28 protein-coding genes and 1 pseudogene are annotated in these 26,484 nt (G+C 63.2%); 14 read left to right on the plus strand and 15 right to left on the minus strand.

Going from position 1 to position 26,484, the window contains the following annotated elements:
* Positions 1 to 131, minus strand: a 131-nt coding sequence (locus tag ABMA59_RS03535; RefSeq protein WP_349004629.1) for a transposase, incomplete at its 3' end; no start/stop codon positions are given.
* A gap of 33 nt (positions 132 to 164) precedes the next feature.
* A complete protein-coding gene (locus ABMA59_RS03540; RefSeq protein ID WP_349003934.1) occupies positions 165 to 1,508 on the minus strand; it encodes a TadE/TadG family type IV pilus assembly protein in 1,344 nt (447 codons plus the stop codon).
* Positions 1,509 to 1,973: 465 nt separating this feature from the next.
* On the opposite strand from ABMA59_RS03540, the gene rpsF reads away from it, so the two are divergent.
* The 3 genes from rpsF to rplI all read left to right on the plus strand — a co-directional run bounded on the left by rpsF (position 1,974) and on the right by rplI (position 3,546).
* Positions 1,974 to 2,456, plus strand: coding sequence for a 30S ribosomal protein S6 (gene rpsF, locus ABMA59_RS03545; protein ID WP_349003935.1), 483 nt, complete (start codon positions 1,974 to 1,976; stop codon positions 2,454 to 2,456).
* Complete coding sequence (gene rpsR / locus ABMA59_RS03550; protein WP_188256182.1) at positions 2,456 to 2,704, plus strand: 30S ribosomal protein S18; 249 nt, start codon at positions 2,456 to 2,458, stop codon at positions 2,702 to 2,704. Before rpsF ends, rpsR begins: the two co-directional genes overlap by 1 nt.
* Before the next feature lie 266 nt (positions 2,705 to 2,970).
* Positions 2,971 to 3,546 (plus strand): 50S ribosomal protein L9, encoded by a 576-nt coding sequence (rplI, locus tag ABMA59_RS03555; protein WP_349003936.1) that lies wholly within the window; start codon positions 2,971 to 2,973, stop codon positions 3,544 to 3,546.
* A gap of 92 nt (positions 3,547 to 3,638) precedes the next feature.
* Here rplI and ABMA59_RS03560 read toward each other — a convergent pair whose 3' ends face one another.
* Positions 3,639 to 3,773, minus strand: coding sequence for a hypothetical protein (locus tag ABMA59_RS03560; RefSeq protein WP_349003937.1), 135 nt, complete (start codon positions 3,771 to 3,773; stop codon positions 3,639 to 3,641).
* Positions 3,774 to 3,853: 80 nt separating this feature from the next.
* Between ABMA59_RS03560 and rirA the strand changes: the two genes are divergently transcribed.
* The gene (gene rirA / locus ABMA59_RS03565) at positions 3,854 to 4,318 is read left to right on the plus strand and encodes an iron-responsive transcriptional regulator RirA (RefSeq protein WP_349003938.1); all 465 of its coding nucleotides are present in this window, start codon (positions 3,854 to 3,856) and stop codon (positions 4,316 to 4,318) included.
* A 3-nt stretch (positions 4,319 to 4,321) separates the two neighbouring features.
* Here the strand turns inward: rirA and ABMA59_RS03570 are convergent, their stop codons facing one another.
* The 5 genes and pseudogenes from ABMA59_RS03570 to hemP all read right to left on the minus strand — a co-directional run bounded on the left by ABMA59_RS03570 (position 4,322) and on the right by hemP (position 8,428).
* A complete protein-coding gene (locus tag ABMA59_RS03570) occupies positions 4,322 to 5,113 on the minus strand; it encodes a heme ABC transporter ATP-binding protein (protein WP_349003939.1) in 792 nt (263 codons plus the stop codon).
* A gap of 12 nt (positions 5,114 to 5,125) precedes the next feature.
* Positions 5,126 to 6,226 carry a FecCD family ABC transporter permease gene (locus ABMA59_RS03575; RefSeq protein ID WP_349003940.1) on the minus strand — a complete coding sequence of 367 codons (1,101 nt, stop codon included), beginning with the start codon at positions 6,224 to 6,226 and terminating at the stop codon, positions 5,126 to 5,128.
* A gap of 10 nt (positions 6,227 to 6,236) precedes the next feature.
* Complete coding sequence (locus ABMA59_RS03580; protein WP_349003941.1) at positions 6,237 to 7,145, minus strand: heme/hemin ABC transporter substrate-binding protein; 909 nt, start codon at positions 7,143 to 7,145, stop codon at positions 6,237 to 6,239.
* Positions 7,146 to 7,154: 9 nt separating this feature from the next.
* Positions 7,155 to 8,211: pseudogene (locus ABMA59_RS03585) on the minus strand (hemin-degrading factor).
* Between the two features lie 7 nt (positions 8,212 to 8,218).
* Positions 8,219 to 8,428 (minus strand): hemin uptake protein HemP, encoded by a 210-nt coding sequence (gene hemP, locus ABMA59_RS03590; protein ID WP_349003942.1) that lies wholly within the window; start codon positions 8,426 to 8,428, stop codon positions 8,219 to 8,221.
* A 204-nt stretch (positions 8,429 to 8,632) separates the two neighbouring features.
* Here hemP and ABMA59_RS03595 point away from each other — a divergent pair, with 204 nt between their 5' ends.
* The 5 genes from ABMA59_RS03595 to ABMA59_RS03615 all read left to right on the plus strand — a co-directional run bounded on the left by ABMA59_RS03595 (position 8,633) and on the right by ABMA59_RS03615 (position 12,418).
* The gene (locus tag ABMA59_RS03595) at positions 8,633 to 10,867 is read left to right on the plus strand and encodes a TonB-dependent hemoglobin/transferrin/lactoferrin family receptor (RefSeq protein ID WP_349003943.1); all 2,235 of its coding nucleotides are present in this window, start codon (positions 8,633 to 8,635) and stop codon (positions 10,865 to 10,867) included.
* A 35-nt stretch (positions 10,868 to 10,902) separates the two neighbouring features.
* Positions 10,903 to 11,310, plus strand: a complete 408-nt coding sequence (locus ABMA59_RS03600) for a hypothetical protein (protein WP_425475869.1) — start codon at positions 10,903 to 10,905, stop codon at positions 11,308 to 11,310.
* 135 nt (positions 11,311 to 11,445) lie between these two features.
* Positions 11,446 to 11,703, plus strand: coding sequence for a hypothetical protein (locus ABMA59_RS03605; protein WP_349003945.1), 258 nt, complete (start codon positions 11,446 to 11,448; stop codon positions 11,701 to 11,703).
* A 29-nt stretch (positions 11,704 to 11,732) separates the two neighbouring features.
* Positions 11,733 to 12,047 (plus strand): heme-degrading protein HmuQ, encoded by a 315-nt coding sequence (hmuQ, locus tag ABMA59_RS03610; RefSeq protein ID WP_349003946.1) that lies wholly within the window; start codon positions 11,733 to 11,735, stop codon positions 12,045 to 12,047.
* Between the two features lie 2 nt (positions 12,048 to 12,049).
* The gene (locus ABMA59_RS03615; protein WP_349003947.1) at positions 12,050 to 12,418 is read left to right on the plus strand and encodes a bleomycin resistance protein; all 369 of its coding nucleotides are present in this window, start codon (positions 12,050 to 12,052) and stop codon (positions 12,416 to 12,418) included.
* A 21-nt stretch (positions 12,419 to 12,439) separates the two neighbouring features.
* On the opposite strand, the gene ABMA59_RS03620 is transcribed toward ABMA59_RS03615, so the two are convergent.
* The gene (locus tag ABMA59_RS03620) at positions 12,440 to 13,288 is read right to left on the minus strand and encodes an alpha/beta fold hydrolase (protein ID WP_349003948.1); all 849 of its coding nucleotides are present in this window, start codon (positions 13,286 to 13,288) and stop codon (positions 12,440 to 12,442) included.
* Positions 13,289 to 13,363: 75 nt separating this feature from the next.
* On the minus strand, positions 13,364 to 16,984 hold the full coding sequence (gene putA / locus ABMA59_RS03625; RefSeq protein WP_349003949.1) for a bifunctional proline dehydrogenase/L-glutamate gamma-semialdehyde dehydrogenase PutA: 3,621 nt from the start codon (positions 16,982 to 16,984) through the stop codon (positions 13,364 to 13,366).
* 155 nt (positions 16,985 to 17,139) lie between these two features.
* On the opposite strand from putA, the gene ABMA59_RS03630 reads away from it, so the two are divergent.
* Both ABMA59_RS03630 and ABMA59_RS03635 read left to right on the plus strand, forming a co-directional pair.
* Positions 17,140 to 17,586 (plus strand): Lrp/AsnC family transcriptional regulator, encoded by a 447-nt coding sequence (locus ABMA59_RS03630; RefSeq protein ID WP_349003950.1) that lies wholly within the window; start codon positions 17,140 to 17,142, stop codon positions 17,584 to 17,586.
* Between the two features lie 128 nt (positions 17,587 to 17,714).
* Positions 17,715 to 18,185, plus strand: a complete 471-nt coding sequence (locus ABMA59_RS03635) for a TIGR03067 domain-containing protein (RefSeq protein WP_349003951.1) — start codon at positions 17,715 to 17,717, stop codon at positions 18,183 to 18,185.
* A gap of 110 nt (positions 18,186 to 18,295) precedes the next feature.
* Here ABMA59_RS03635 and ABMA59_RS03640 read toward each other — a convergent pair whose 3' ends face one another.
* Positions 18,296 to 19,498 carry a cytochrome-c peroxidase gene (locus ABMA59_RS03640; RefSeq protein WP_349003952.1) on the minus strand — a complete coding sequence of 401 codons (1,203 nt, stop codon included), beginning with the start codon at positions 19,496 to 19,498 and terminating at the stop codon, positions 18,296 to 18,298.
* Between the two features lie 22 nt (positions 19,499 to 19,520).
* Positions 19,521 to 19,961 carry a FixH family protein gene (locus ABMA59_RS03645; protein ID WP_349003953.1) on the minus strand — a complete coding sequence of 147 codons (441 nt, stop codon included), beginning with the start codon at positions 19,959 to 19,961 and terminating at the stop codon, positions 19,521 to 19,523.
* A 138-nt stretch (positions 19,962 to 20,099) separates the two neighbouring features.
* On the opposite strand from ABMA59_RS03645, the gene ABMA59_RS03650 reads away from it, so the two are divergent.
* Complete coding sequence (locus ABMA59_RS03650) at positions 20,100 to 21,023, plus strand: sugar kinase (RefSeq protein ID WP_349003954.1); 924 nt, start codon at positions 20,100 to 20,102, stop codon at positions 21,021 to 21,023.
* A 15-nt stretch (positions 21,024 to 21,038) separates the two neighbouring features.
* On the opposite strand, the gene ABMA59_RS03655 is transcribed toward ABMA59_RS03650, so the two are convergent.
* Positions 21,039 to 21,374 carry a hypothetical protein gene (locus ABMA59_RS03655; protein ID WP_349003955.1) on the minus strand — a complete coding sequence of 112 codons (336 nt, stop codon included), beginning with the start codon at positions 21,372 to 21,374 and terminating at the stop codon, positions 21,039 to 21,041.
* Here ABMA59_RS03655 and ABMA59_RS03660 point away from each other — a divergent pair.
* Entirely contained in the window at positions 21,364 to 21,729 is a 366-nt protein-coding gene (locus tag ABMA59_RS03660) for a hypothetical protein (protein ID WP_349003956.1), read from the plus strand. The two genes, ABMA59_RS03655 and ABMA59_RS03660, sit on opposite strands and share 11 nt — an antisense overlap.
* Positions 21,730 to 21,759: 30 nt before the next feature.
* Here the strand turns inward: ABMA59_RS03660 and ABMA59_RS03665 are convergent, their stop codons facing one another.
* Complete coding sequence (locus ABMA59_RS03665) at positions 21,760 to 22,779, minus strand: aldose epimerase family protein (protein ID WP_349003957.1); 1,020 nt, start codon at positions 22,777 to 22,779, stop codon at positions 21,760 to 21,762.
* A 40-nt stretch (positions 22,780 to 22,819) separates the two neighbouring features.
* The gene (locus ABMA59_RS03670) at positions 22,820 to 24,277 is read right to left on the minus strand and encodes an NAD-dependent succinate-semialdehyde dehydrogenase (protein ID WP_349003958.1); all 1,458 of its coding nucleotides are present in this window, start codon (positions 24,275 to 24,277) and stop codon (positions 22,820 to 22,822) included.
* 526 nt (positions 24,278 to 24,803) lie between these two features.
* Here ABMA59_RS03670 and ABMA59_RS03675 point away from each other — a divergent pair.
* Positions 24,804 to 26,414 (plus strand): arylsulfatase, encoded by a 1,611-nt coding sequence (locus tag ABMA59_RS03675; protein WP_349003959.1) that lies wholly within the window; start codon positions 24,804 to 24,806, stop codon positions 26,412 to 26,414.
* Positions 26,415 to 26,484 lie beyond the last annotated feature (70 nt).

Consider the following 26,484-nt stretch of genomic DNA (forward strand, 5'->3'; position numbering starts at 1 on the left):
CTCGCCTTCCAGGCATAGAAAGTTGCGCTGCTGATCCCGTGTTTGCGGCAGACATCGGCCGTGGGAACTCCCGCCTCCTGCTCGCGCAACACCGCGATGATCTGTTCTTCTGAAAACCTCGATCGCTTCATTGTCCGGTCCTTCTTGCGGTCCGGACTCTAGCCTCATCTGGTCGACATCAAAGGGGTCACAGCACCGTCGGTAAACAGCACGACCCACTTGCTGACATTTTTATCCTTGAACGGTTGACCTTCCGCGTAAGGCTCTCCCGGTGACAAAACCCTCCGCCCCCAGGCCATGCCTTCAGAGACATTGGTGCCTGAGCCCGCCCAAGCCCGCATCTTCCCGATCTCAACAAGCAAGGAATCGAGGTCTTCCGTCAACGGGGCGATTGGCGTCGGACACGAGCGGTTTGGACCGGTAGCGAGAACCTTGTGCTCTGTTTTCTTGGTAAAGGTGGCGGTGGGCTGCAGGTCGTCTTTTATGCTGCGAGGGGTACCACCGGGCAGGTTGTATTTGACGACGTTCATTAGCTCCGCTTTTTGTGCCTCTACAATTCTATTGTCTTCCTTGTTACCTCCCTTGGTAGCCTTGCTATCCGTACCATCCCGTAAATACGAATTGTTGAATTGTGAGCCGTCATTGCTCTTTGCGAGGTCTGTTTTCTCAACGCCTGGTTCATCTGGAGCGAAATAGGGTACGAACAGCGTCTTCGGATTGTTCAAATCTGGCACGTCGTCACTGAGATTGAGCGAACCCTCCCGCGCCTCAACGCAGCCGCCCCAGTCAACTCCAAGGCGTTTGAACATAAGAAGATGGTCGGCCGCGCTGCCATTTATGGTGTTGAAGCGCTCGCCGTTTCTTGGGTTCTTACCCGTTTTGTCGATCCAGCTATCCTTGAATCCCTTGCCGTTCACATTGACCGCCGTCACAAACGGCACAAGCGCGGCCCGCACCGTGCGACCGGAACTGTCGTTGCCTTGCATACCTTTTAATGCCTTGACCAGTTCGCTGGCGGCCTCGCGCAAATCCCAGATCCTGTTGTTTTTTTCACTCCCGTCGTTCATCGAACCAGTATTGTCCAGCACCAGCGCGACCTCGACGTTCTTGCGCGATTCGAAGGCCACCGCCGTCACCTTGATCAGCGGATCGGCCCCGAAAAGCCCTATGAATTTCAGGTCGACATGCGATGTCGCGGTCGCCTCGTTGCGGATGTCGACGATCGTCTCATTGACGTTGATGGTGGCCGTCGGATCGCGCAGCAACTGTTTGCCGGCGATATTCGAGGCGAAGAAACGGTCGAACGTGTCTTTCCGCGAGACATCGGTCGCGCCGACGCGGGAAGCGGCCATCACCGCCGCATCGAGCGAGGCCTGCAGATCCGACTTCGCCGACATCAAATTGGTGATGTCGATGGCAAAACCGACAGCAAAAAGTGCAGCGGGCGACACCACCGCCAATGTCAGCGCAAAATTGCCGGACGTCGACCGCAGGAACCGTTTGAACATTTCTGACCCCAGACAACCACAGGCGTGCAAACTGCCGATGCCGGCGTGAAAATTCGGTTGAAAATCAGAACACGCCGGCAACCGGTTGCGTGCAGGCTTAACGGGGGATTGCGAGACCGGGGGAAATTCTAGACAATCGCCTGCGTGTCCGCTCTTGCCCGCACAACAAGGCAAACGAGCGCATCAAAGTTGACGTCATTCGCGCATCCAACCTTGCGCCGCAGCCGAAATCCTGTATAGAGCGCGCTTCTGCCGGTCCCGGCTGGGGGCTGAACGGAGGGCCGGAGGTTTTCAAAACCTCCGTTCGAAGGCGAAGAAAGCCTTCAGCCTCCCGTGTCTCCGCTCTCCGACCGTCCATGCTCCTTTCTTCTCCTGAGGCGGCCATCGGCCCCCGAAGGATCAAGACAGGTTGCAGAGGCTTAGCCGCCGGTGCCGGGCAGAGTGTTGAAGAAAGGCAAAAGCACAATGGCTCTTTACGAACATGTGTTCCTTGCCCGCCAGGACCTCTCGCAGCAGCAGGTCGACGCGCTTGTGGAGCACTACAAGGGCGTGATCGCTGCCAACGGAGGCTCCGTCGGCCGGGTGGAGAACTGGGGACTGAAGTCCCTCACCTACCGGATCAAGAAGAACCGGAAAGCCTACTACACGCTGATGGACCTGAACTGCCCGCCGGCCGCGCTGAACGAGATGGAGCGCCAGCAGGGCCTCTCGGAAGACATCCTGCGTTTCCTGACCGTCAAGGTCGACAAGCACGAGGAAGGCCAGTCGGCCATGCTGCAGAAGCGCGAAGAGCGCAGCGAACGCGGCGGTTTCGGCGACCGCGACCGCGGCGATCGTGGCCCGCGCAGCTTCGGTGACCGTGACCGCGGCGACCGTGGCCCGCGCAGCTTCGGCGACCGCGAGGACCGCCCGCGCCGTCCGCGCGAAAATGTTGAAGGAGCCGCATGATGGTCGACATCAACCAGATCCCGACCCGGCGTCCGTTCCATCGCCGCCGCAAGACCTGCCCGTTCTCCGGCGCCAACGCCCCGAAGATCGACTACAAGGACGTGCGCCTGCTGCAGCGCTACATTTCCGAGCGCGGCAAGATCGTGCCGAGCCGCATCACCGCCGTTAGCCAGAAGAAGCAGCGCGAACTCGCCCAGGCGATCAAGCGCGCCCGCTTCCTCGGCCTGCTGCCATATCTGGTGCGCTAAGTTAGACGCTGGGGGCAGTTTACTTTCCCGCAAGAAGGCGATGGCCGACGAGGCCTTGGCGCAAGCGGAAAAAGCAAACTGTCCCCAGCGGCCCCTCTGCGACGGGCGCGGCGGGTGAAAAATGAAAATCCCGAGTTGGGGCCCAAAAGACCCCTAACTGCCGACACGGGCAGGACAGCGACCTCTTTCGGCCGAGCCGTCGACCCGCTTCCTGATCCGTTTCCGAAACCGCCGCGCACGCGCGGCACCAGAAAAGGAACAGAGAGATGGAAGTCATTCTTCTCGAACGCATTTCCCGCCTCGGCCAGATGGGCGACACCGTCAAGGTCAAGGACGGTTTCGCCCGCAACTTCCTGCTGCCGCAGGGCAAGGCGCTGCGCGCCAACGAAGGCAACAAGAAGAAGTTCGAGGGCCAGCGCGCCCAGCTCGAAGCCCGCAACCTCGAGCGCAAGTCGGAAGCCACGGCGATCGCCGAGACGCTCGACGGCAAGAGCTTCATCGTCGTGCGCTCGGCCGGCGAGACCGGCCAGCTCTACGGTTCGGTGTCGACCCGCGACATCGCCGACCTGCTGACCGCCGGCGGCTATACCGTCGCCCGCAACCAGGTCGAGCTCAACCAGCCGATCAAGACCATCGGCCTCACCAATGTGGCGATCGCGCTGCATCCGGAAGTCGAGGTCACGGTGACGCTGAACATCGCCCGCTCCGAGGAAGAGGCCGAGCGCCAGTCGAAGGGCGAGACGCTGACCACGGCCGAGGCCATCTACGGAGACGACATCAACGAAAACGCGCGGCCGGACAATTTCTTCGATCCGGCTTCCGAAGAGGACGAGGGAGCGTAAGCTCGGTCCAGACCGACGACTTCAGAGCCCGGGTTCGACCCGGGCTTTTTGTTCTCAGGGCCTCGGTTGTCCGAGCCAGGATATGACCCATGTCATGTTCCCAGCCAGTCCCAAATTTGATTGAAAGCGTTGCCGCGCCTGCCCTGTGCGGCGAGCACATATCGGTGCTCAACATCGGCGAAGCTGGCCAGCCTGCCTGGAATGGAAAACATGATCAAAAAATTCAAGTAATTGAGTCTCTTGTCTGGAATTATTCCAAACTATAGGCCATATTCAGCCGACGAACGCGTGCGCGGAAGGAGCGACCATGCGACTGACACGCCAGACCAACTACGCCATGCGCATCCTGATGTATTGCGCGGCCAATGAGGGACGGCTGAGCCGCATCCCCGAGATCGCCGAGGCCTACACGGTCTCGGAACTCTTCCTCTTTAAGATCCTGCAGCCGCTGGTCGAAAACGGCCTCGTCGAGACGGTGCGCGGCAGGAATGGCGGCGTGCGGCTCGGGCGCCCGGCCGACAAGATCAACCTCTTCGACGTCGTTCGCGTCACCGAGGAGAGTTTTGCCATGGCGGAATGTTTCGAGAACGACGCGGCCGAATGTCCTCTGATCGACAGCTGCGCGCTGAATGCGGCACTGCGCGAGGCGCTGAACGCCTTCTTCGCCGTGCTGGAACGTCATACGATCGCCGATCTGGTGAAGTCGCGCAGCAACGTCCGCTCGCTGCTCGGTATCGAGGCGCTGGCGCCGGTCCGAGCGCCGGCCGCCTGATCGCTACACAGCCACCGACTGCGGCAGGACGAAGGGGACATTGCCTGCAGGCAGCGCCCCTACCCTCAGCCGGCAGTCGAAGACGCTTTCGATCAGTTCGTCGCTGAGCACGTCGCGCGGTCCGCCCGAAGCCGCGACACGGCCGCGATGCATGACGAAGACGCAGTCCGCATACATCGCCGTCAGGTTGAGGTCGTGCAGGATAGCGACCACGCCTCCGCCCCTTCGGGCATAGTCACGGGCAATGTCCATGATGACCAACTGGTGTTTTATGTCGAGGCTGGAGACCGGCTCGTCGAGGAAGAGATAACGCGGCCGCCCTTCGAGAACCGGCACCCAGACCTGGCAGAGCACGCGGGCAAGCTGCACGCGCTGCTGTTCGCCGCCCGAAAGCTCTTGATAAAATCGCCCGCCGAAGCCGGCGAGGTCGACCTTGGCCAGCGCGCGCTCCGGTAGCCGCTCGGCTTCTCCCGCGAGCGTTCCCGAACGGCCGCCCATCAGACCGAGGCGCACGATCTCGCGTACCGTGAACGGAAAGGCGAGTTGCGTCGACTGCGGCAGCACGGCCCGCAAGCCCGCCGCCTCGCGCGGCGTCATGCCGGCAATCTCGCGCCCGTCCAGCGTGATGCTGCCGCGATAGGGCAAGTCGCCGGTCAAGGCTTTCAGGAAAGTCGTCTTGCCGGATCCGTTCGGTCCGACAATTGCGGTTATCTCCCCCGGCCGGGTGCGAAAATCCACGCCCTCGACGATGCGTGCGCTGCCGATCGAGACCGCGACGTCCTTTGCTTCGATCATCCTGTCCTCCACTCAGAGATCGAGCACGCCGCGCTTGCGCAGCAGGATCCATAGGAAGAAGGGACCGCCCGCCGCGGCCGTGATGATACCGATCGGCAGTTCCGCCGGCGCGACGATGGTGCGGCTCAGCGCATCGGCGAGCAGCAGCAGGCAGGCGCCGAGCAGCGCCGAGCACGGCAGCAGGTAGCGGTTGTCGGGTCCGATCAGCAGGCGCAGCAGATGCGGAACGATGATGCCCACGAACGCAATGCCGCCGCTGACAGCCACCGAGGCGCCGGTCGCCGCCGAGACCATGAGGATAGCGGCGTATTTCAACCGCTGCACCGGCACGCCGAGATAGGCGGCGCTGGATTCTCCGAGCGCCAGCGCATTTAGCCCACGCGCGAAGAAAGGCGAGACGGCGAGCGCGGTCGCCACGATGCTGCCCGCCGCGAAAACCTTCGTCCACGTCGCGCCGGCGAGCGACCCCAGCGACCAGAAAGTCAGGTCGCGCAATTGACGGTCGTCCGCCATGAAGATCAGCAGGCCCGTCAGCGCTGTCGCCATGGCGCCGAGCGCGATGCCGGCGAGCAGCATGGTGGCGATCGAGGTCTGGCCGCGCCGCGTCGCCACCTTGTAGAGCACCATCGTCACCACGAGGCTGCCGATGAAGGCCGCCAGCGGCAGGGCATAGATGCCGAGCAGCGCCGTCACCGGCGCAAGCACTGTCGTGCCCAGCACGATCACCGACACGGCGCCCAGGCTGGCACCGGCGGAGACGCCGACGATGCCGGGATCGGCAAGCGGATTGCGGAACAGCCCCTGCATGACAGCGCCGGACACCGCCAGCCCCGCGCCGACCATGACGCCCATGGCGACACGCGGCAGACGGATGTCGTAGATGATGATGCGGTCGCGCTCGGTGAGCACGTCGCCGCCCGCCCCTTGCAGCAGCCAGTCCTTCAGCACGGCAAAAGCCGATGCATCCGAGGCGCCTGAGGACGCACCGAACGCCGCCGTGAGTAGCAGTGCGACGCAAAGCAGGACCAGCACCAATTGGGCGCGCTGCGAGCGGTCGCCGGCGGCTCGAACAGAAGGGTTCACGGCAGCGGCAGCATCGCTGAACACGGACATTCCCGCATGCCTATTGCTTGATCGCGTCGCCGTACAGCTCCGCGGCGAGATCACGGACCGCATCGGCGGTGCGCGGCCCGAAGCCGAGCAGATAGGCTCCGCCCATGCGCACGAAGCTTCGCTTCTCGCCGGCCGGCGTCGACTGGATTGCCGGCAGTGAGAATAGCTGCGCCTCGGTCGCCGCATGATCTTCATCGCCGCCGCGGCTCATCATCAGGACGAGGTCGGGTTTGGCGGTGATGATCGCCTCGTCGGAGAGTGGGCGATAGCCCGAAAAACCCTGGATGGCATTGACGCCGCCCGCCATCTTGATGATGCCGTCCGCCGCCGTGTCTGCACCGGAGCCAAGAATCTTGCCGTCCTGCACGCTGAGCACGAACAGCACGCGCTTGCGCTCGGCGATATTGGCGGTGAGGTCTTCCGCCGCCTTCAGGTCGGCGTCGACCTTGGCGGCAAGCTCTGCCGCCTTGTCATCGGCGCCGATCGCTTTGCCGACGATGACGATCTTGTCGACGATGCCCTGGTGGCCGAAATGGTCGGGCACCTCGATATAGGGAACGCTGGCCTTCTTCAGCACGTCGACCGCTTCCTTGGGGCCGCTGCCCTGCAGCGCCAGGATGGCGCTGGGCTTTACCGACAGCACGCCCTCCGGCGAAAGCGCCCGCATGTAGCCGACATCGGGCAGGCTGAAGGCGGCCTCGGGATAGACGCTGGTCGAATCGCGAGCGACCAGCCGCTTCTCCTCGCCCAGCGCAAAGACGATCTCGGTGATCGAGCCGCCGACGGCGACGATACGGCTGGGATCAGGGAAAACACTGACGCCTTCCGTGGCCTGCGCTGAAACGGACGCGGCCGCCGTGAATACCACGGCGGCGAGCAGGCGGCGCAGCGGCAAACCGCCAAGTCGGAACGATGTCATGTCAAACTTTCACGCGGCGGTGGAACAGGGAATGCGGGGGAAGATGCTCGGCCAGGAAGCGCCAGTCCTCGCGCTCGCCCTCGCCTTCATGGCGCTTGCCGAAGAACTGGATGATCAGCCTGCCCTCGCCGTCATACGCCTCGACGGAGGTTACGTGCCCGTCCTTGGTCGGCTTGCGCACCGCCCAGGTCTCGCGGATGTGGTCGAGGCGCAGATGCAGATGAAAAGTCTCGTCGAGAACGTTGATCCACGGCCCCATCGGCTTGGCCGAGGCGATCGGCCCGGAATGGATCTGGATGCAGCCGCGGCTGCCGACGAAACACATGATCGGGACCGCATCCTGCGCCGCGAGATTCATCAGCGCGGCCACCGCGTCGCCGTCAAGCTGCCAGGCGAGATCGGGACCCGCAAGCCGCATGGCGCGGCGGCGGCTGATTTTCAACGAGCGCAGCATGCCGAAGAATTGGTGCGTGTCGGTCAGGCTGTTCCAGCGCTCGCGCAGCACGTCCGGCGAGACGCCCTCGTCGTCGGCCTCCACCTTCGCCTCGCCGGTCTCGATGTCGACCGTCGGAGATTGGTCCGGCGATTCCAGCGAGGCAACCAGCTTCTGGTAGGCATAAAGGTTTGAGGCAGGCCGCAAATGCACCTTGTGCACGGCCTCGCCGGCCGCGTCGAAGAATTGCAGGCTGCGCCGGATTTCGTCACCGTCGCGTTTCTCGACAGCGAATCCGTGTTTCCACATGCCGGGGAAAATCCTGAGGTCGATGTCGGCGCCCAGAACCATGGCGCTGTGCTCGCCCGGAAAGACCTTGTCATAGACGCCGATCTTCTCGTGCACAGCGCTGTCATTGCGCGTCAGCGCCATGACCTCGCCCACCGATTCGAGACCAATTAGCAGGTCGTTGACGCGCGGCTCGATACGCACGACGCCCTGGCCGCAATGCGCGGCCACCAGTTCCGCCTCGGAGATACCGAGCTGAATCGCAAGATCGCGCTCGCGCATCTTCGAATTGTCGTCCCGCGCCCGCCGGATTTGCTCCGGCGTCGGCTTCACCTGCTGATCCATGTCCAACCTATTTGTTGAGAATAAGCTTGCCCTGCCGGGTGATCTTCAGCCGGTAGAGCGACCCGCCGTGATCGATACCGATCTCGAACTCGCCCTGGAAGAGCGACTGGCTGGTCAGGGTGCGAACTGCCGCCGGACGCCGGAATTCGGGGCGTTGCACGCCCTCGGTGGGGTAAGGACGCGCGCGGAAGAAAGCATTGGGATTGTGCGTGTTCATCTCGATCGACCCTCTCTGTCGCCGTTGATACCGCTTGGCCGGTTGCCCGGAATTTGCCGCCTGTTATCTTGACTTAAAATATCATGTTTTATAGGGAGTGCAATACCGGACAAAACAAGTCAACATATTTGACGGGTAACACCAAAATGCCAGCCAGCCTCCCGCCAGCCCGCATTTTTTTCAGACGCATGCAGGAGTAGGGACATGGGGGCTGTCGGCTTGGGGCACGACAATCGGCAAAATGGGCGCGGGGTTGATGCCCGGCCGCTGAAAAGAAGGATCGCGCTGCTCGCCGGCGTGGCGTCGATGGCGCTGATCGGGGGATCGGCCCTGGCGCAGGAACAAAAGCCTCTGGTGCCGACCCAGGAACAGGCTTCAGCCACCGAACAGCAAGGCGAGAACAAGCCGGAGGAAGGCACGGTCAATGCCGCAGGCAATACGGTCCTCGACCAGATCACGATCGTCAGCAGGACCGGCGAATCGGCAATCGATACGCTGGCATCGGTCAGCCATGTGGATCAGGCACAGATTGAGCGCCGCATGGCCGTGACGCCCGGCGATCTCTTCTTCGGCGTCCCGGGTGTCGCCGCCCAGACGGACGCCAAGCGCGGCGCAACCAGCATCAATATTCGCGGCCTGCAGGATTTCGGCCGAGTCGCGGTCATCGTCGACGGCGCCCGCCAGAATTTCCAGCGCTCCGGCCACGGCACCCAATCGGTCTTCTTCATTGATCCGGAACTCGTTCAGCAGGTCGACGTGATTCGCGGCCCGGTCGCCAACACCTACGGTTCGGGCGCCATCGGCGGCGTCGTGTTCTACGAGACCAAGGACGCCGAAGACTTCCTGCGCCCGGACGAGACCTGGGCCGCATCGACGACGGCCCGCTACGATACCAATGGCGAAGGCTTTACCACCAGCGCCACCGGTGCCTACAAATTCAACGATGCCGTCGACGTGCTCGGCAACATCGTCTACCGCAATTTCAACGACTACAAGGACGGCGATGGCAACGACGTCTCCGGCACCGGCTTCGACATTCTGGCCGGAATGATGAAGAGCACCATTCGTCCGACCGAGAACAGCGAGTTGAAACTCGGTTGGGTCGGCGAAAAGCAAAACTGGACCGAAGGCTCGGACGTCTACGACGTCGACCAGGACCAGAACACCTTTACGGGCCGCTACAACATCACGGATGACGACAGGAGCTGGCTCGATCTGCACGTCAACCTGTCGGCCAACATCGCCACCCTCGACCAGACCTACGGGCAGAACGTGACCCGTTTCAGCTCGGTGACCGGCCAGCCGATCATCATTCCGAAGGGTTCCAAGACCGGCTACGATCTCGATACCTACGGCATCGACCTCTGGAACACGTCGCGCTTCGAGACAGGCGTGATCGCGCATGAACTGACCTATGGCGGCGACTGGGTGACGGATGATGTCGTGACGAGCAGCCCGGAAGGCGGCGACGATCTGTTCACGCCTTCGGGCAAGCGCCGCCTCGGCGGCGCCTACATCCAGGAGAAGCTCACCTACGAGTGGCTGGAGATCATCGGCGCTCTGCGTTACGACAGCTACAAACTCGACGATGACGACGTCAACGTGTCAGGCGACCGGCTTTCACCGCGCATCACCGTGGGCGTCTCTCCGTTCGAAAGCATAGGGCTCGAAGGCTTGCAGTTCTACGGCACCTACGCCGAGGGCTACCGCGCGCCGTCATTGTCGGAAACGCTGATCAGCGGCCTGCATCCCAATGGCGTCGTGTTCCCCTTCCTGCCCAATCCGGATCTGCAACCCGAGACCGCCCACACCGTGGAATTCGGCATCAACTACGCTCAGGACGGGCTGATCCAGGCGGATGACCGGTTGCGCGCCAAGGCGGCCTACTACAACAACGACATCGACGACTATATCGGCCTCGCCACTCTGTCGCCTTTCGATCCGACCAGCGGCTGCCCGTTCGTGCCCGGCCCCGGCGTGATCCCGATCTGTTCACAGTATCAAAACTTCGCAAACGCCAAGATCGAGGGTTTCGAATTCGAGAGCGTCTATGATGCCGGCTGGGGCTTTGCCGGCCTGACGGCCTCGATCATTCAGGGCTACACGGTATCCTACTCGGGCGAGCGCGAAGATCTCTCCACAATCCCCTCCTCGCAGGTCACCGGCCAGATCGGCTTCCGCTTCCTCGAAGACAAGCTGACCGTGGGCGGCGAGGTCCAATACAATGGCAAGCCGAAGGGCAACCCGACCGCGGACGACTATACGCTGGTGAATCTGTTCGCCAGCTATCAGCCCAACGAGGATTTCCGCATGGATTTCCGCGTGGACAACCTCTTCGACGAACAATACGTCAACCCGCTGAACGGCACGACCACCACCCCGCTCTACGAGCCTGGCGTGTCGGTGAAGCTCGCAGCAACCATGCGTTTCGGAGGCTGAGCTTGGCACGTTCGACTGCAGCGAAAATTCTGTTCCTGGCGGCGGCGCTTGCCGTCGCCGAGGGCAGTGCCGGCGCACAGGAGCAGGCCGCAAAACCTGCTCTATCGCTGGAACTGAACGCCGCGCAGCCATCGCAAAAAGGCTGCCGGCTGACCTTCGTCGTCACCAACGGGCTCGGCGCCGAACTTTCCAAGGCAGCCTTCGAGATCGCCCTGTTCAACGAGGTGGGCGTGGTCGATACGCTGACCGTGCTCGACTTCAAGGAACTTCCGGCCGGCAAGACCAAGGTGACCCGTTTCGACCTGCCCGGACTCGACTGCGCGAAGATCAGCCGCGTGCTGGTCAACCGCGCCACCGACTGCGCCGGCAAGGGCGTCGACCCCGCCGCCTGCATGCGGCAACTGGCGCCCGGCACCAAGGCCAAAATCGCTTTCGGCGTTTGACCGCCGATTCCCACCCAGGGATACGCGGCCGGAACACGGCTTCGCCCTGCCCCGTTTGAGCGTCGGACAATTTTGAACGCCCGGCAAGTCGGGACGAAGCACTTGCTGTCTCACGCTTCACAAGGAGCCAAGAGATTGAACTTTCTGCGCCTTCACAGGCTGGCCGCGCATCGCGGCGACGGCCTCAACGCCAAAATGCTCGACCTGCTCGACCTGCTCGAGCGCCGCGCGAGCCTTGCCGCCTGCCCGAACGTCGAGGAGCTTGCGCACCATCGTGCCACCACGCATATGCAGGCTGGCCCCAATCCGGCCGCGCCGGCATCCGCCGATCTGCCCGAAGGCGTTATCCGCTTTCCGGCAAGACCGGGTCCAAGAAGCGCCGCGCGGCGCTAAATCCTGACAGGCAACAGAGGAACACAGCCATGTACATAGCCATGAACCGCTTCAAGGTGCAGCAAGGGTCGGAACAGGCGTTCGAGGACGTCTGGAAGGGCCGCGACTCGACCCTCGGCGAGATGAAGGGGTTTCGCGAATTCCACCTCCTGCGCGGCCCGGTGAACGAAACGGAGGGCTACACGCTGTTCGCCTCGCACACGGTTTGGGCGAGCCAGGACGATTTCATCGCCTGGACGAAGTCGGAAAACTTCCGCGCCGCTCACCGCAACGCCGGCCAGAACAAGCCGCTCTACATCGGCCACCCTCAGTTCGAGGGTTTTTCGGTCGTCGAGGGAGCCTGACGATGCAGCCCGGCTCCGATCCCGCGCGTTCGATCCCGATCCTGCCATCGCCGGACATAGCGGAAAGCCGGGCCTTCTATCGCGACCGTCTCGGCTTCGAGACGGTCACACCGGACATGGACGCCTATCTGATCGTTCGGCGCGGCGAGATCGAAATCCATTTCTGGCTGACGCCGGACCGCGACCTGCCGAAGGTCTCTTCCTGCTACATCCGGGGCGGCGAAGTCTCCCGGCTGCACGCCGAGTTCTCGGATCGCAACGTGCCGGGCCTGACGCCGTTCACCGTGCGGCCCTGGAACATGAAAGAATTCTATATCCACGACCCGCACGGCAACCTGCTGCGCTTCGGCTGCATTCCCGAAGAAACCTAAGGCAACTTCGTATGCCACGCTTCAATGTCCAAGGAACTCGACCAGCCTGGAGATGACCTGGTCCGGCGCTTCGTCGATCAGCCAATGGCCGGAGCCTTTGACCACGACGCCCTCGACGTTACCGGCAACGAGCCTGCCCTGCTCGATCAGGAATTCGCCAGAAGCCTTTTCGCCGGTCAGCACCAGCATCGGCATCGCCAGTTTCGTCTTGGCGAAACCGGCAAAATCCTTGCCGTCCTGCTCGAAGGCGCGGAATACCTCGAAGCCGGCACGCATCGCGCCCGGCTGGGCGTAGGACGCTGCATAGAACTGCCGGTCGCTTTCGGAGACGGAATGCTCGGGATCGGCGGCGAAATCGTTCCAGAAATGCTCGAAATAGATGCGCTCGCGACCCGCGACCAGCGCCAGCGGCGTCTTGCCGTAGAAATGGAAATGCCAGAGGTCGCGCAGCAGCCAGACATTCGTCCAGTCGCCGACGCCGGGCAGAAACGCGTCCATCAGCACGATGCGCTCGATCTCGGCCGGATATTGCGCGGCGTAGGCATAGGCGATCATCAGCCCGATATCGTGGCCGGCGAGCCGCACCTTGCCCAGCCCCAGCGCCGCGACGAGAGCGTGGATGTCGCCGGCCATGGTCTTCTTGTCGTAACCGGCCTCCGGCCTGGCCGACTGGCCGAAGCCACGCAGGTCCGGCGCGATGACCAAATTGGTCTTCGCCAGTTCGGCGATCAGCGGCCGCCACATATGGCTGTTCTGCGCATAGCCATGCAACAGGACGACCGGTTCGCCCTTTCCAGCGGCGAGGTAATGCAGGCGAACGCCGGCGGCGTCGATGAAGCGGCTTTCGATTGTCGGCGAGGGACTGGACATGAAATCTCCTTGAGGTGCAGGTCGCAACTCCTTACACCCGAACAGCCCCGCGCAGCATGAATTCGACGACGGTCCTTATCCCGCTCCTGCCAACAAGCTCGCATTGCCGCCCGCTGCCGTGGTGTCGACACAGACCGAGCGCTCATGCGCGTAGGCGGCCGGATTCAGCACCTCGCTGATCAGCGGCACAATGGGACCGGGATGGTCGGCCAGTACCTTGCGGACGATGCGCATCGCATCCGGCGTCCCGGAAAAGGCGACGGCGTCGACGCCAAGTGCCCGCGATTCGACCGGATCGGGCCGGCCGTCGATCACCGCCAGCGGAAACCCCTTACCGATGAGCGGCTGCAAGGCGGCCGGCGCTCCCGGCGCCACCGCCAGCACTGCATTGCCGGCGGCGAGCGCCTGCACCGCCTGGGCAAGCAGCGTCTCGCCGTCCGGCCCCAGGCAGAGCACCTTTCCGCGCGGATGAAGCGTCAGCGTATTCGCCTCGCCGGTCGGGCCGGGCAGGTCGACGGGACCAAACTCGGTCGCGGCGGCGGCCGCAATCGCCTCGGACGCCTTGCCGCGCAGAACCTTGCGCAGCGCCGGCACGCGGTCGGTGCGCGTCGACCACCCGCCCCCGCCCGCATCGGGCAGCGCGTCGGCGAGTTCGGTGGCCGTCACCTTGTGACCCTCGCCGAGTTCGGCTCCCGCTTCGGCCGACTTGCGGAACCGGCGGAGATAATGCGGGCCGCCGGCCTTGGGTCCGGTGCCGGAAAGCCCCTCGCCGCCGAAAGGCTGCGAGCCGACCACCGCGCCGATCTGATTGCGGTTAACGTAGATGTTGCCGGCATGCACGCCGTCGACGATGTGCTGCACCCGCGCCTCGATGCGTGTGTGCAGGCCGAAGGTCAGGCCATAACCCTTGCGGTTGATCGACGAAATCACCTGGTCGATATCGTCCGCCCCGAAGGTGGCGACATGCAGCACCGGGCCGAACACTTCCCTCTTCATCTCGTCGATGCCCGACACACGGAAAATGTGCGGAGCGACGAAGCGGCCCTCGGTCGGCGCGTCGATTTTTGCGATCAGTTTTCCCTTGCCCTCCATATCCTTGCAGTAGCCAAGGATCGACTGCCGCGCCTCGTCGTCGATGACCGGCCCAACGTCGGTCGATATCTGCCAGGGATCGCCGACCTTCAGCGCCTTCAGCGCGCCCTCCAGCATCTCCAGCATCTTTTTCTCCACGTCCTTCTGGACGTAGAGGACGCGCAGCGCCGAGCAGCGCTGGCCGGCGCTCTGGAACGACGAGGCAAGAATGTCGCGCACCGCCTGTTCCGGCAGGGCGGTGGAATCGACGATCATCGCGTTCAGGCCGCCGGTCTCGGCGATCAGCATGGCATCGGGCGCCGCCGTCTCGGCAAGCTGCTTTTCGATCAGCTTCGCAACCTCGGTCGAGCCGGTGAAGCAGACGCCGGCGATGCGCGGATCGGCGGTCAGCGGTGCACCGACCGACGGCCCGTCGCCCGGCAGCAAGTGCAACACCTCCACCGGCACACCGGCCCGGTGCAGCAGGTCGACGGCGCGAGCGGCGATCAGCGGCGTCTGCTCGGCGGGCTTGGCGACCACCGCATTGCCGGTGACCAGCGCGGCAGCGACCTGCCCGGAAAAGATCGCCAGCGGAAAATTCCATGGCGAGATGCAGGCGATGACGCCCCGCGCCTCGGTGCCGGGTTCAACCCTGGCCGCCTCGGCGGCGTAGTAGCGCAGGAAGTCCACGGCCTCGCGCACTTCCGCCACGCCGTCAGCAAGCGTCTTGCCCGCCTCGCGCGTGCATAGCGCGAAGAACTCGGCCGCATTCGCCTCATAAAGGTCGGCGGCGCGCTCCAGTGCAGCCGCGCGCTCGCCGACGGGCCGCTTCGCCCAAGCCGGCTGCGCACTCACGGCAGCCTTAACAGCGGCGGCTACCTGCTTGGCGCTGGCCTCGGTGACCGCGCCGACCACGTCCGACGGCTTTGCCGGATTCGTCACCGCACGTTTCGAACCATAGCCCGCCGCCTTGGGCGCCGGTCCGGCGGTCCAACGCTCGGGACTCGCGAAAGCCGCCCTCGCCTCGCTGATCCTTCCCAGCGTCACAGCGTCGCTGACGTCCCACCCCTGCGCGTTGCGCCTGCCCGCGCCGAAAATCGCTGCTGGTTTTGCAATCGCCGGATTGGCGGCCGGACCCTGGTTCTCGACCACCGCGAACGGATCGCGCGCAATCTCCTCCGGCGGCACGTCCTCATCGGTGACTTGGTGCACGAAGGAGGAGTTGGCGCCGTTCTCCAGCAGCCTGCGGACCAGATAGGCCAAAAGGTCGGAATGCGCGCCGACCGGCGCGTAGATGCGGCAGCGCGTGCCTTCCGCCTTGCGCACGGTCTCGTGCAGCGCTTCGCCCATGCCGTGCAGCCGCTGGAACTCGAATTTCTCGCGGTCGGGCGCCATTCGCAGGATGGCGGCAACGGTATGCGCATTGTGCGTGGCGAATTGCGGATAGATGCGGTCGGTCATCGAAAGCAGCTTTTTGGCGCAGGCGATGTAGGAAACGTCGGTATTCACTTTTCGCGTGAAGACGGGATAGCCGGAAAGCCCCAGTACCTGCGCCCGCTTGATCTCGGTGTCCCAATAGGCGCCCTTGACCAGCCGCACCATGATGGTGCGGTCCAGCCTCTGCGCCAGCGCGTAAAGCCAGTCGATGACGAAGGCCGCGCGCGGGCCGTAAGCCTGCACGACCACGCCGAATCCGTCCCACTCCGCCAGCCGCGGATCGGCCAGCACTTGGCTGATCACGTCGAGCGACAGGTCGAGCCGATCGGCCTCCTCGGCGTCGATGTTGAGGCCCATGCGCGCATGGGCAGCCGCCAGCGCCAGGGACAACAGCCGATCGCTCATGACAGGCAGCATGGTCTCGCGCTGCGCCTGCTCGTAGCGCGGATGGATCGCCGAGAGTTTTACCGAGATGCCGGGATTGGTACGGATATCGGGACCGTCGGTGCCGCTGTTCAGCGACGAGATGGCGTCGGCATAAGCCTTGAGATAGCGCAGAGCGTCCGCCTCGGTGCGGGCGGCCTCGCCCAGCATGTCGTAGGAATAGAGATAACCCTTTTCCAGCATGTCGCCGCCGCGCCGCACCGCCTCGTCGATGGTGCGGCCGAGCACGAACTGATCGCCCATCTCGCGCATGGCGGCGGACACGGCGCGGCGGATGACAGGCTCGCCCAACCGGCGCACCATCGAGCGCAGCGTACCGGCGATGCCGTCGTCGGCGTCGTCCAGCACGCGGCCGGTGAGCATGAGCGCCCAGGTCGAGGCATTGACGAAGATCGAGCTGGACTCGCCGGAATGCGCCGACCAGTCATGCGGCGCGATCTTGTCCTGGATCAGATCGTCCATGGTCTGGGTGTCGGGCACGCGCAGCAACGCCTCGGCCAGGCACATCAGCGCCACGCCCTCCTTGGTCGACAGGCCGTAGGCGGAGAGAAAAACCTCCATCAGCCGGGGGTCGGAAGAGGCGCGTACCGCCCGCACCAGTTCGGCGGCGCGCGCGGAAATCGCCTTGCGCTGCTCCGGCGACAGGTCGGCCGCCTTGACCAGCCGGGCCAGCGCCTCGTCCTCGTCGGGCAGATAGTTTTCACGGATATTGCTGCGGAGCTTGTCGAGCAAAAGCGCGGTCATGGCGATCCCATGGGTGGCGGACGATGAAATTGGAGACAGGATGCACAGCTATCATGACGCAGATTTTTCCACGCACCAAATTGGTGGCTCTAGTGGGTCAAACGCGCTAGCCTTTGAGCCATCAAATAAGCGAATGGACTTTAAATAAGGCTTTCATGGATCAATTGGATCGCATCGACCGAAACATTCTTGCGGCCCTGTCGCGCGACGCGCGGCTGTCGTCCAGCGAATTGGCGGCAGTGGTCGGCCTGTCCAAGACGCCGGTGCAGGCGCGGGTACGGCGGCTCGAAAAGGACGGCTTTATTCGCGGCTACTCGGCCGTCATCGATCGCGAGCGCATGGGCGAAGGCCATGTCGCCTTCGTGCAGGTCAAACTGTCAGACACACGCTCACTGGCGCTCGCCGAATTCAACCGTGCGGTCCAGGCGGTGCCGGAGATCGAGCAGTGCCACATGATGGCGGCGAGCTTCGACTATCTGCTGAAAGTCCGCACCCGCGATATCGCGGCCTACCGCCGCGTGCTCGGCGAACGCATCTCCGCCCTGCCGCATGTCGCGCAGACCTCGACATTCGTGGCAATGGAGACGGTGAAGGACCGGTAGATGGCGCGCGCGTAGGGACGCCCTGCGGGAGCCGGTATGCGTCAACTAGCAGCAGCCACGGTTGGCGTCGTAATAGCTATCCACGGCATCGCTTCAGCCGAACGAGGCGTCGAAAAAGGAGATTAGACATGCGCCGCGATTTCAAGAAACTCAACCGACGTAGCTTCTTGCTAGTGTCGCTCCGGCTAGCAATCGCGGTGGCGGCTTTTGGATTGACGGGATTCGCTGGTGCGGCCGATTCCCTGCAGGGCACATGGGTAGCTACCAAGGTCCTGTCCGAAGGCAAGCCGGCGGAGAATTTGGTCGGCCATCGGCTGACCTTTGATGGCGCCAACTTTCAGATCCAGTCGAGCGGCGGGCAAATCATCTTTGCCGGCACGACCAGCATCGATCCAGCCGCTAACCCCGCTTCCATCGATTTCGTCAACGTCGAAGGCGGCGCAGCAGGTGCCACCTGGCAGGGCATCTACGCATTCGATGAAGACACGCTGAGCATATGCGACAATTCCGCGAACCTCGATGCGGATCGGCCCGCCGCCTTTGACACCGCGAGTGGTTCGGGTCACGTGCTTTTCATCTTCGAACGCGCCAAGCCTTGAGCGGGCGTGGCGCAAGCCACGCCAAAAAAGACCTTTCGATGCCGGCAATCCTTTGGCCTCAAGGCATTGGGGCGGATTGCCGAACCTGCTTGGTTCGGCGTGTTCCTCAGCTATTCCGACAGCGTCCGCAAAAACGCCACCAGAGCGGCCTTTTCGCGATCCGAAAGCCGCAACGGCTGCAGTTCCGACGTGCCCTCGACCGGCCGCGGGGCGGCTGCATAGTGAGCAACCACGTCCTCCAGCGTCGCGAATTGACCGGTATGCATGTAGGGCGGACGGTCGGCGACACCGCGCAGTGACGGCGTCTTGTAGGCACGGCGCAGTTCCGGACCATCCCGCACGATATGCCGCAGTTCGCCGCAGGCTTGTTCACCGCCATCACGAAAGCGCCCGAAGCAGTTGAACGGGTCGGCGAGCACCTCACTGACGCCTGTCTGGCGCCCAAGGTCCGGAGGCTTGCTGTCGACCGGCGGCACACCGGTGTTGTGGAAACTCTCGTCGGTGAAGCGAGGGCCATTGTGGCAGGTCGAGCAGCGCGCCTTGCCGATGAACAGTTTCAGGCCAAGCGCCTCCTCGTCCGAAAAGGCCGCATCCGTCTCGGGCGTCTGTCCGGCTCCAACGGCGTTGGCAAACCGGTCGAAGCGGGTCGGCGCATGCGTGATCGTGCGCTCGAAGGCGGCAATGGCCTTGCCGATATTGGCGAAGACTGTGTCGACTTTTTCGCGTTGGTCCGCAGCCATAGCCGCCCATGCCGCCTGCTCGGCCGCCGTACCGAGCGGCCCGGCCGACGCCGGCAGCGCCGAAACATCCGGCAAAGGCCCGAAAATGCGCTCGTAGCGGGTCTTGAATTCGCGCACCATCAGATGCGCATAGGCCGTGCGTGTGCCGGCATGTTCGTTCTGGTCCTCGAGCGGCGTCAGCGCCTGGGCCCAAAGGCTGTCGCGGCGGCCATCCCAGAAGAACCACGGGCCGTAGGCTACACCGGCCAGCGGCATGGTGCGCCGGTTCGATTCGCCGACGCCGACGCCGAAGGGACGGTCGTCCTGGAACTGCCGGTCGATCATGTGGCAGGTCGAACATGCGACATTGCCGTCGCGTGACAGCCGCTGCTCGAAGAACAGCGTTGCTCCGAAGGCAGCCGGACCGGGCTTGTCGGCATATTTGTTGGTCGGGTCGGGCGGCAGCGGCTTCAAGGCGGAAAGCGACAGCGAAGCGATGGTCGCTTTCTCAGGCTCGGAGAAATCCGGCCCGTCGCAGCCTGCAGGCAGCGCTAAAAACCCGAATGCGAGCAGAAGGGCAAGGCGGCGGCACATGGTTCTTCATCCAGAGCACACTCTAGAGAACAACGTTGAACACGGCCTCATCCTTCTCGCCCTTGATCGAAATGTCGAACTTCAGCACCCAGACGCCAGGCATGGTGAACTTCAGGCCCTCGACACGGTAATGCCCCTCGCCAAGATCGGCCGTGACCGTCGGTTTCGTCGGCAGCCCGTGACTGTGGTCGGGCATGCCACCGTCGACCGAGATGGCAGCGTCGCGCACCGGATGGCCGTTCGGGAAGCGCACCGTGAGAATCCAAGAACTTAGCGGCCCAACCTTCGGCTCGCCGCCTTCCGGCGCGATGCTGGCGACGAAGCGTTTGTTCTCGGTGCGCTTGGCGCGGGCGACATCGGGAATGTCGTGCCGTGGCGCCGTCAGGTAAATCTGGGCAAAGCAGAAGATGGCGATGACGGCGAGTATCGGGACGACGATCATCCCCCAGGGAATTTTGCGCATGGGAATTGTTCCAAAGGCGGTTTCGCGGCGAATTTAGGGCTTTGTGGGCAAAACGGGAAGCCGCGGCCCGCGCCGGGTTGCCGAGGGCAAAGCGGAGTGGCAAAAGGTCAGTAATTCCGGCGACTTGGGAGGACGGACTTGGCTCGAGGAATTGCGTCTGTCGGCGAATGCATGCTGGAGCTTTCCGGCCAGGACGGTGACCAGTGGCGCATGGGTTATGCAGGCGACACGTTCAACACGCTATGGACGCTGCGGGCGCTCACCGACGCCGGTCAGCCGGCCGATTATATCTCGGCTTTCGGCGACGATCCCTTTTCAATCAAGCAGATAGAGTTCTTTCGCGACAACGGGATCGGCATCGCCGCAAGCCCGGTCATCCCTGGAGCACGGCCCGGGCTTTATGCGATCACGCTGACCGGCGCCGAGCGTTCCTTCACATACTGGCGCTCCGACGCGGCCGCGCGGCAACTGGCGAAAGACCCGGAAGCCTTGCAAAAAAGCCTTGAAAACCGGGAACTTGTGTACTTTTCCGGAATTACATTGGCAATTCTGTCGAATGAAGCGCGCTGGGTGCTTTTCGACAGATTGGCGGCGGCGCGGGCCAAGGGCGCGCTTATCGCCTTCGATCCGAACTACCGCCCGCGGCTTTGGCCGGATGCCGGGGCTGCCCGGCAGGCGATCGCAGAGGCGCTGGCGACCACCGACATCGCGCTGCCGACCTTCCCCGACGAGCAGATGCTGTTCGGAGACGGCACGCCCGAACGCACCGCCAAACGATTGAAAAATCTTGATGTTTCCGAAATCGTGGTGAAGAACGGCGAGGCCGAAGCCTTGATCGCGCACGACGATCTCCTGCACCCGTCGCCGGCGAGTTCGGTGGCAAAACCGGTCGACACGACGGGGGCCGGCGATAGTTTCAACGGCGCCTATCTGGCCGCCAGGCTTGCAGGAGACACACCGATGCAGGCGTCCGTCCGGGCACATCGGGTCGCCGGCGCGGTCATCCAGGTGCGCGGGGCGCTGGCGCCGTTCGACGTGCTGCGGGCTGCATTCAACGGATAGCGGCAAACGACTGAATTATAGACGTAATTCGTCATGGCGGTCGAGACAAGGACGGTCTCGGGACCTGCCATTGCGGGCAGCCCCTGCCGCAGCTGGTGTCTCCGTCATGTTCGGAAAATTCTGCTCGTTCAAAGGCTTGTCGAAAAAGCGCGGAACAAATTTGCGTTTGCGCTGACGCGGATCCCTTTTGAACGTGACGCCACCGGTGTTTTCGCTGCCAGCGGGTCGCGGGGAGGCGTTTTTTCGGCCCCGGAGTTCGTCGCCACCAGCTTCTTCGATCAGAACTCCTTTGCGTTCGTAGATCTCGCCAGCCGAGCCAAGATTTATCGGACACGAACGGATGGCATCCAAAGAGAGGGCTTCCTACATCTGGGCCGGGTACAATTTATTGGCGTGCTCGATGCATCGGTTGAAGAAGCCCCTGGTCGGAGTCCTGCTCCTCGCAGGCGTTATATTTCTGATCTACGCCATGGATCGGAGCCACGATCGCGGTGTAGCTGTGACGGCAACGTATCCGACCGGTGAAATCGTCTCCGCACTATCCGATCACGGCACGCGGTTCATCGTCAAACTGGATCATAGCGCCGAAACGATAATGGTCCACGACTCGGTCCTGCTGCCGCTTCCGGCCGGAACAAAAGTCCCGCTGGAACGGCTGGAATTTACGGACGGAACAATCAAATACCAAATCGTCCGGAGACGTTAGTCTCGACGGAATCCGAGACCGACCGTTCGTCTATCCCCGCCGGAACCGGAACTCCGTTACGTGCCGATAGATCTCGCCGGGTCGCAGGACCGCCTGCGGAAAATGTGGATGGTTGGGGGAGTCGGGCCAGGTCTGTGCTTCCAGGCAGAAGCTGGAGAATGGGCCGTAGCGGCGGCCGCCGAGGCCGATCGCTTCAAGATCGACATAATGGCCGGCGTAGAACTGCACCCCCGGCTCCGTCGTCCAGACTTCCATCTCTACGCCTGACGCCGCTCCCTGCGCGCGGGCGGCGAGGGTCAAGTCGCGCCGGGCTGCCGAAAGACAAAAATTGTTGTCGTAGCGGACGAGATCGGCTTTCGGCATGGGACGGATGGGACGCAGTTCACGAAAATCGAACTCGGTCCCGGCGACCGGCCGGACCTCGCCGGTCGGGATCAGTTGTTCGTCGACAGGCAGGTAGGCATCGGCAAAGACCGCCAGACGGTGAGCGCGTGTGTCGGTCTCGCCGCCGTCGTCGAGGTTGAAATAGGCGTGGCTGGTAAGGTTGCAAAGCGTCGGCTGGTCAGCGGTCGCGGTGAGTTCGAGCGACAGCGCGCCCTCCCCGTTCAGCCGATAGGTGCAGCGGGCCTCCAGCCTGCCCGGAAAACCCATCGAGCCGTCCGGGTCGGCGAGCGTGAGCGTGACGAAATCCGAGCCGGAATCCTCGATCGTCCAGTTGCGGCGCGCGTAACCGTCGGGCCCGCCATGCAGCCCGTGCTTTTCGGGATGCCCGGGATCGACGGCGTAGTTTTTACCGTCGATGCTGAAGCGGCCGTTGCGAATGCGGTTGGCGTGGCGGCCGACGACCGCGCCGAAATAGTTGGGAAACGTCAGATAGTCGTCGAAGCGCTCGAACCCGAGCGTGAGCGGTGCGTCATGACCCTCAAGGCGCAGGTCCTGGAGGATGGCCCCCCAGGACAATATGCTGGCCGTCAGCCCGCCGCCCTCGATCATCAGGCGACGGACGGGTTCGCCCGTCGCGGTGTTGCCGAAAACCTGACCAGAACCCATCGCGCCGCTGCCTCCCCTTCAGCCTCGCCTTTGTCGGTGATCAGAGGCCGAGACCACCGATGCAGACATATTTGGTGTCGAGATAGTCTTCGATGCCCTGGTGGCCGCCCTCCCGACCGATGCCGGATTCCTTTACCCCGCCGAACGGCGCCTCGACCGTGGTGATCAGACCTTCGTTGACGCCGACCATGCCGTATTTCAGGCCTTCCATGACCCGGAAGGCGCGGCCGAGGCTGCCGGTGTAGAAATAGGAGGCAAGGCCGAACTCGGTGTCATTGGCCAGCTTTATGCCCTCTTCCTCGGTCTCGAACTTGAACACCGGGGCGACCGGTCCAAAAATCTCTTCCTTCATGAACATCATGTCGGGCGTGGCATCGGCAATGACCGTAGGCTCGAAGAACGAGCCGCCGAGCGCATGGCGCTTGCCGCCGGTGACGACCTTGCCGCCCTTGGCTTTCGCATCGGCGACGAACTCCTCGACCTTCTCGACCGCCTTTTCGTCGATCAGCGGACCCTGCTGCGTGCCTTCCTCCAGACCGGCTCCGATCTTCAGCTTGCTGCTGGCCTCCGAAAACTTCTCGACGAAGGCGTCATAGACGCCGGCCTGCACGAAAAAGCGGTTGGTGCACACGCAGGTCTGGCCGGAATTGCGGTATTTCGCCACCATCGCGCCCTCGACGGCGCGCGAAATGTCGGCGTCGTCGAAGACCAGGAACGGCGCATTGCCGCCGAGTTCCATCGACACTTTCTTGACCGTCGAGGCGGCCTTGGCCATCAGCATCTTGCCGACCTCGGTCGAGCCGGTGAAGGTGATCTTCTTGATCAGCGGGTTGGCGCAGATCTCGTCGCCGATCTCGCCCGCGGAACCGGTTACGATGTTGACCGTGCCCTTGGGGAAGCCGGCTTCCTCGCACAGCGCACCCCAGGCCAGGCCCGAATAGGGCGTCTGCGAGGCCGGCTTGATCACCGCCGTGCAACCGGCAGCCAGCGCCGGCGCGATCTTTCGCGACAGCATCGAGGACGGGAAATTCCACGGGGTGATCGCGGCAATCACCCCAGTCGGCTCCTTGGTGACAAGGATGCGGCGGTCGCCCCACGGCGATGGCACGACGTCGCCATAGACGCGGCGGCCTTCTTCCGCGAACCACAGCACGTAAGCGGCGGAAATCCCGATCTCGCCCTTGGCCTCGGCGAGCGACTTGCCCTGCTCCATGGTGAGCAGTTCCGCCAGGGGCTGTTGGTTGTCCATGATCGCGTCGTGCAGTTTGCGCAGAAGCTTGTGGCGCTCCAGCACAGAGGTCTTCTTCCAGGACTGGAACGCCGCGTCGGCCGCCTCGATGGCGCGGCGCGTCTCCGCCTTGCCGGACTTCGGCACGGTGCCGATGACAAGCCCGGTCGCCGGGTTGGTGACATCGACGGTGGCGCCGGAATCCGCCTGCACCCATTCGCCGCCGATGAAATTCGCCTGCCGCATGAAATGGCTGGTCTTCTGGAGCATCTTTTTTCTCTCCCTGGGCGTTCACCGGCGGAACGCACGAGTTCGGGTTGCTAGGACGTCTGTCCTGAATGGCGCCGCCGTCTTAGCGCTCCAACGGCAAGGGATCAATTGGCGCGCGTCCTGGAGAAATAGGGCCACACAGACGAAGCCGCCAGGCACGGCTGGGAAATGGGATCTGCAAGCGATGCCCCGCGACAATGTGGCGCCGGCAATCCTGCGAAAACGCCCAGAAACCGACGCATGGCCAAACCCAGAAGTCACGCCAACCCGTGGCTATCGCGCGATAGCCGGCCCCGGAAATTTGGCGGCAGACCTAAGGCGCCCATCCTTAGTCTCAATTGTTGATTTAGATCGAAAATTGAATAAACGGGTCATATTATTTTTCTCAAAACAGCCCTGGTGGCCTCCTTACTTGGGGAATAGACTATTGTCGTCGACAGCCTCGAACACAGGCCACGAGACAATGCTGCAATCGTAGTAGAATTGTCTGATCTCGACCCGAAAAAACCTCAGGGAGGGGTTTCCAATGATCAGTAGCGTTTTAGGCAGTTTACTGCTCGGCACTGCTTTGACCTTTGGCGGCCTTGCCACGGCGCAGGCCCAGGACAAGCCACCCAACATCGTCGTCATCATGGGCGACGACATCGGCATGTGGAACATAGGCGCCTACCACCGCGGCATGATGGCCGGCCGGACGCCCAACCTCGACAAGATCGCCGCCGAGGGCATGCTGTTCACCGACTATTATGCCGAGGCGAGCTGCACGGCGGGCCGCGCAAACTTCATCACCGGCGAGCTGCCGATCCGAACCGGCATGACGACCGTCGGCCAGGCGGGCGCCACGACAGGCATTCCCGCCGAAGCGATGACGCTGGCGACCGCCCTCAAGGACATGGGTTACGCCACCGGCCAGTTCGGCAAGAACCATCTTGGCGATCTCAACGAGTTCCTGCCCACCGTCCACGGCTTCGACGAGTTCTTCGGTTACCTGTACCACCTTGACGCGATGGAAGACCCCGCGCATCCCAACTACCCCCAGGACCTGCTGGACAAGGTCGGGCCGCGCAACATGCTGCACAGTTGGGCGACGACGACCGACGATCCGACGGTCGATCCGCGCTGGGGCAAGGTGGGCAAGCAGAAGATCGAAGACGCCGGGACCCTTTATCCCAAGCGGATGGAAACGGTGGACGACGAGATTCGCGACCTCGCCTTGAAGTTCGTGGAAAAAGCCAAGGCCGACAACAAGCCCTTCTTCCTGTGGCTCAACCCGACGCGCATGCACGTCGTAACCCACCTGTCGCCGAAATACGAGGCGATGCGCAACTCCGAGAATGGCTGGTCGCTGCAGGAAGCCGGCATGGCTCAGCTCGACGACGATGTCGGCCTCGTGATGCAGAAGCTCAAGGATTTGGGCGTCGACGACAACACCATCGTCCTGTTCACCACCGACAACGGCACCGAGACCTTCACCTGGCCGGATGGAGGCAACACGCCGTTCCGGGGCCAGAAGGGAACGATCTATGAAGGCGGGTTCCGCGTTCCGGCTTTCATCCGCTGGCCCGGCAAGATACCAGCCGGCAAGGTCGAGAACGGCATCGTCTCGGGTCTCGACTGGCTTCCGACCTTCGTGACCGCCGCCGGCAATCCGAACATCAAGGCGGAGTTGCTGAAGGGCAAGAAGATCGGCGACCGCACCTACAAGAACCATCTCGACGGCTACGACCAGACGGCCCTGCTCACGGGCAAGGGACCCTCGGCCCGGCATGAAATCTTCTATTTCGGCGAGAGCACGTTGGGCGCGGTGCGCATCGACGACTACAAATACCGGTTCATCGAGCAACCCGACGGCTGGCTCGGCGCCAAGCAGGCCGTCGACGCGCCGTCGATCACCAACCTGCGCCTCGACCCCTTCGAACGGCTGGGAACGCCGGCCAATGGGACCCTGGACGGCGCGCAGGGATATTTCAACGAATGGTTCATGTATCAGTTCTGGCGCTTCGTGTTCGTCCAGCAGGAAGTGGCAAAGCTCGCTGAAACAGCCATCGAATTCCCGCCGATGCAAAAAGGCGCCAGCTTCAACCTCGACTCCGTGAAGGAGAAGATCGAAGCCGCAAGGGCGGCAATGGCAAAGTAAGCAAGGAAAAAACACCCGTCGGCGGGCGGCTCACGGGAGCGCCCGCCGAAAGGTCATGACAAGCGTGGCG

The sequence above is a fragment of the Mesorhizobium yinganensis genome, assembly GCF_040081985.1.
Taxonomy (GTDB): domain Bacteria; phylum Pseudomonadota; class Alphaproteobacteria; order Rhizobiales; family Rhizobiaceae; genus Kumtagia; species Kumtagia yinganensis.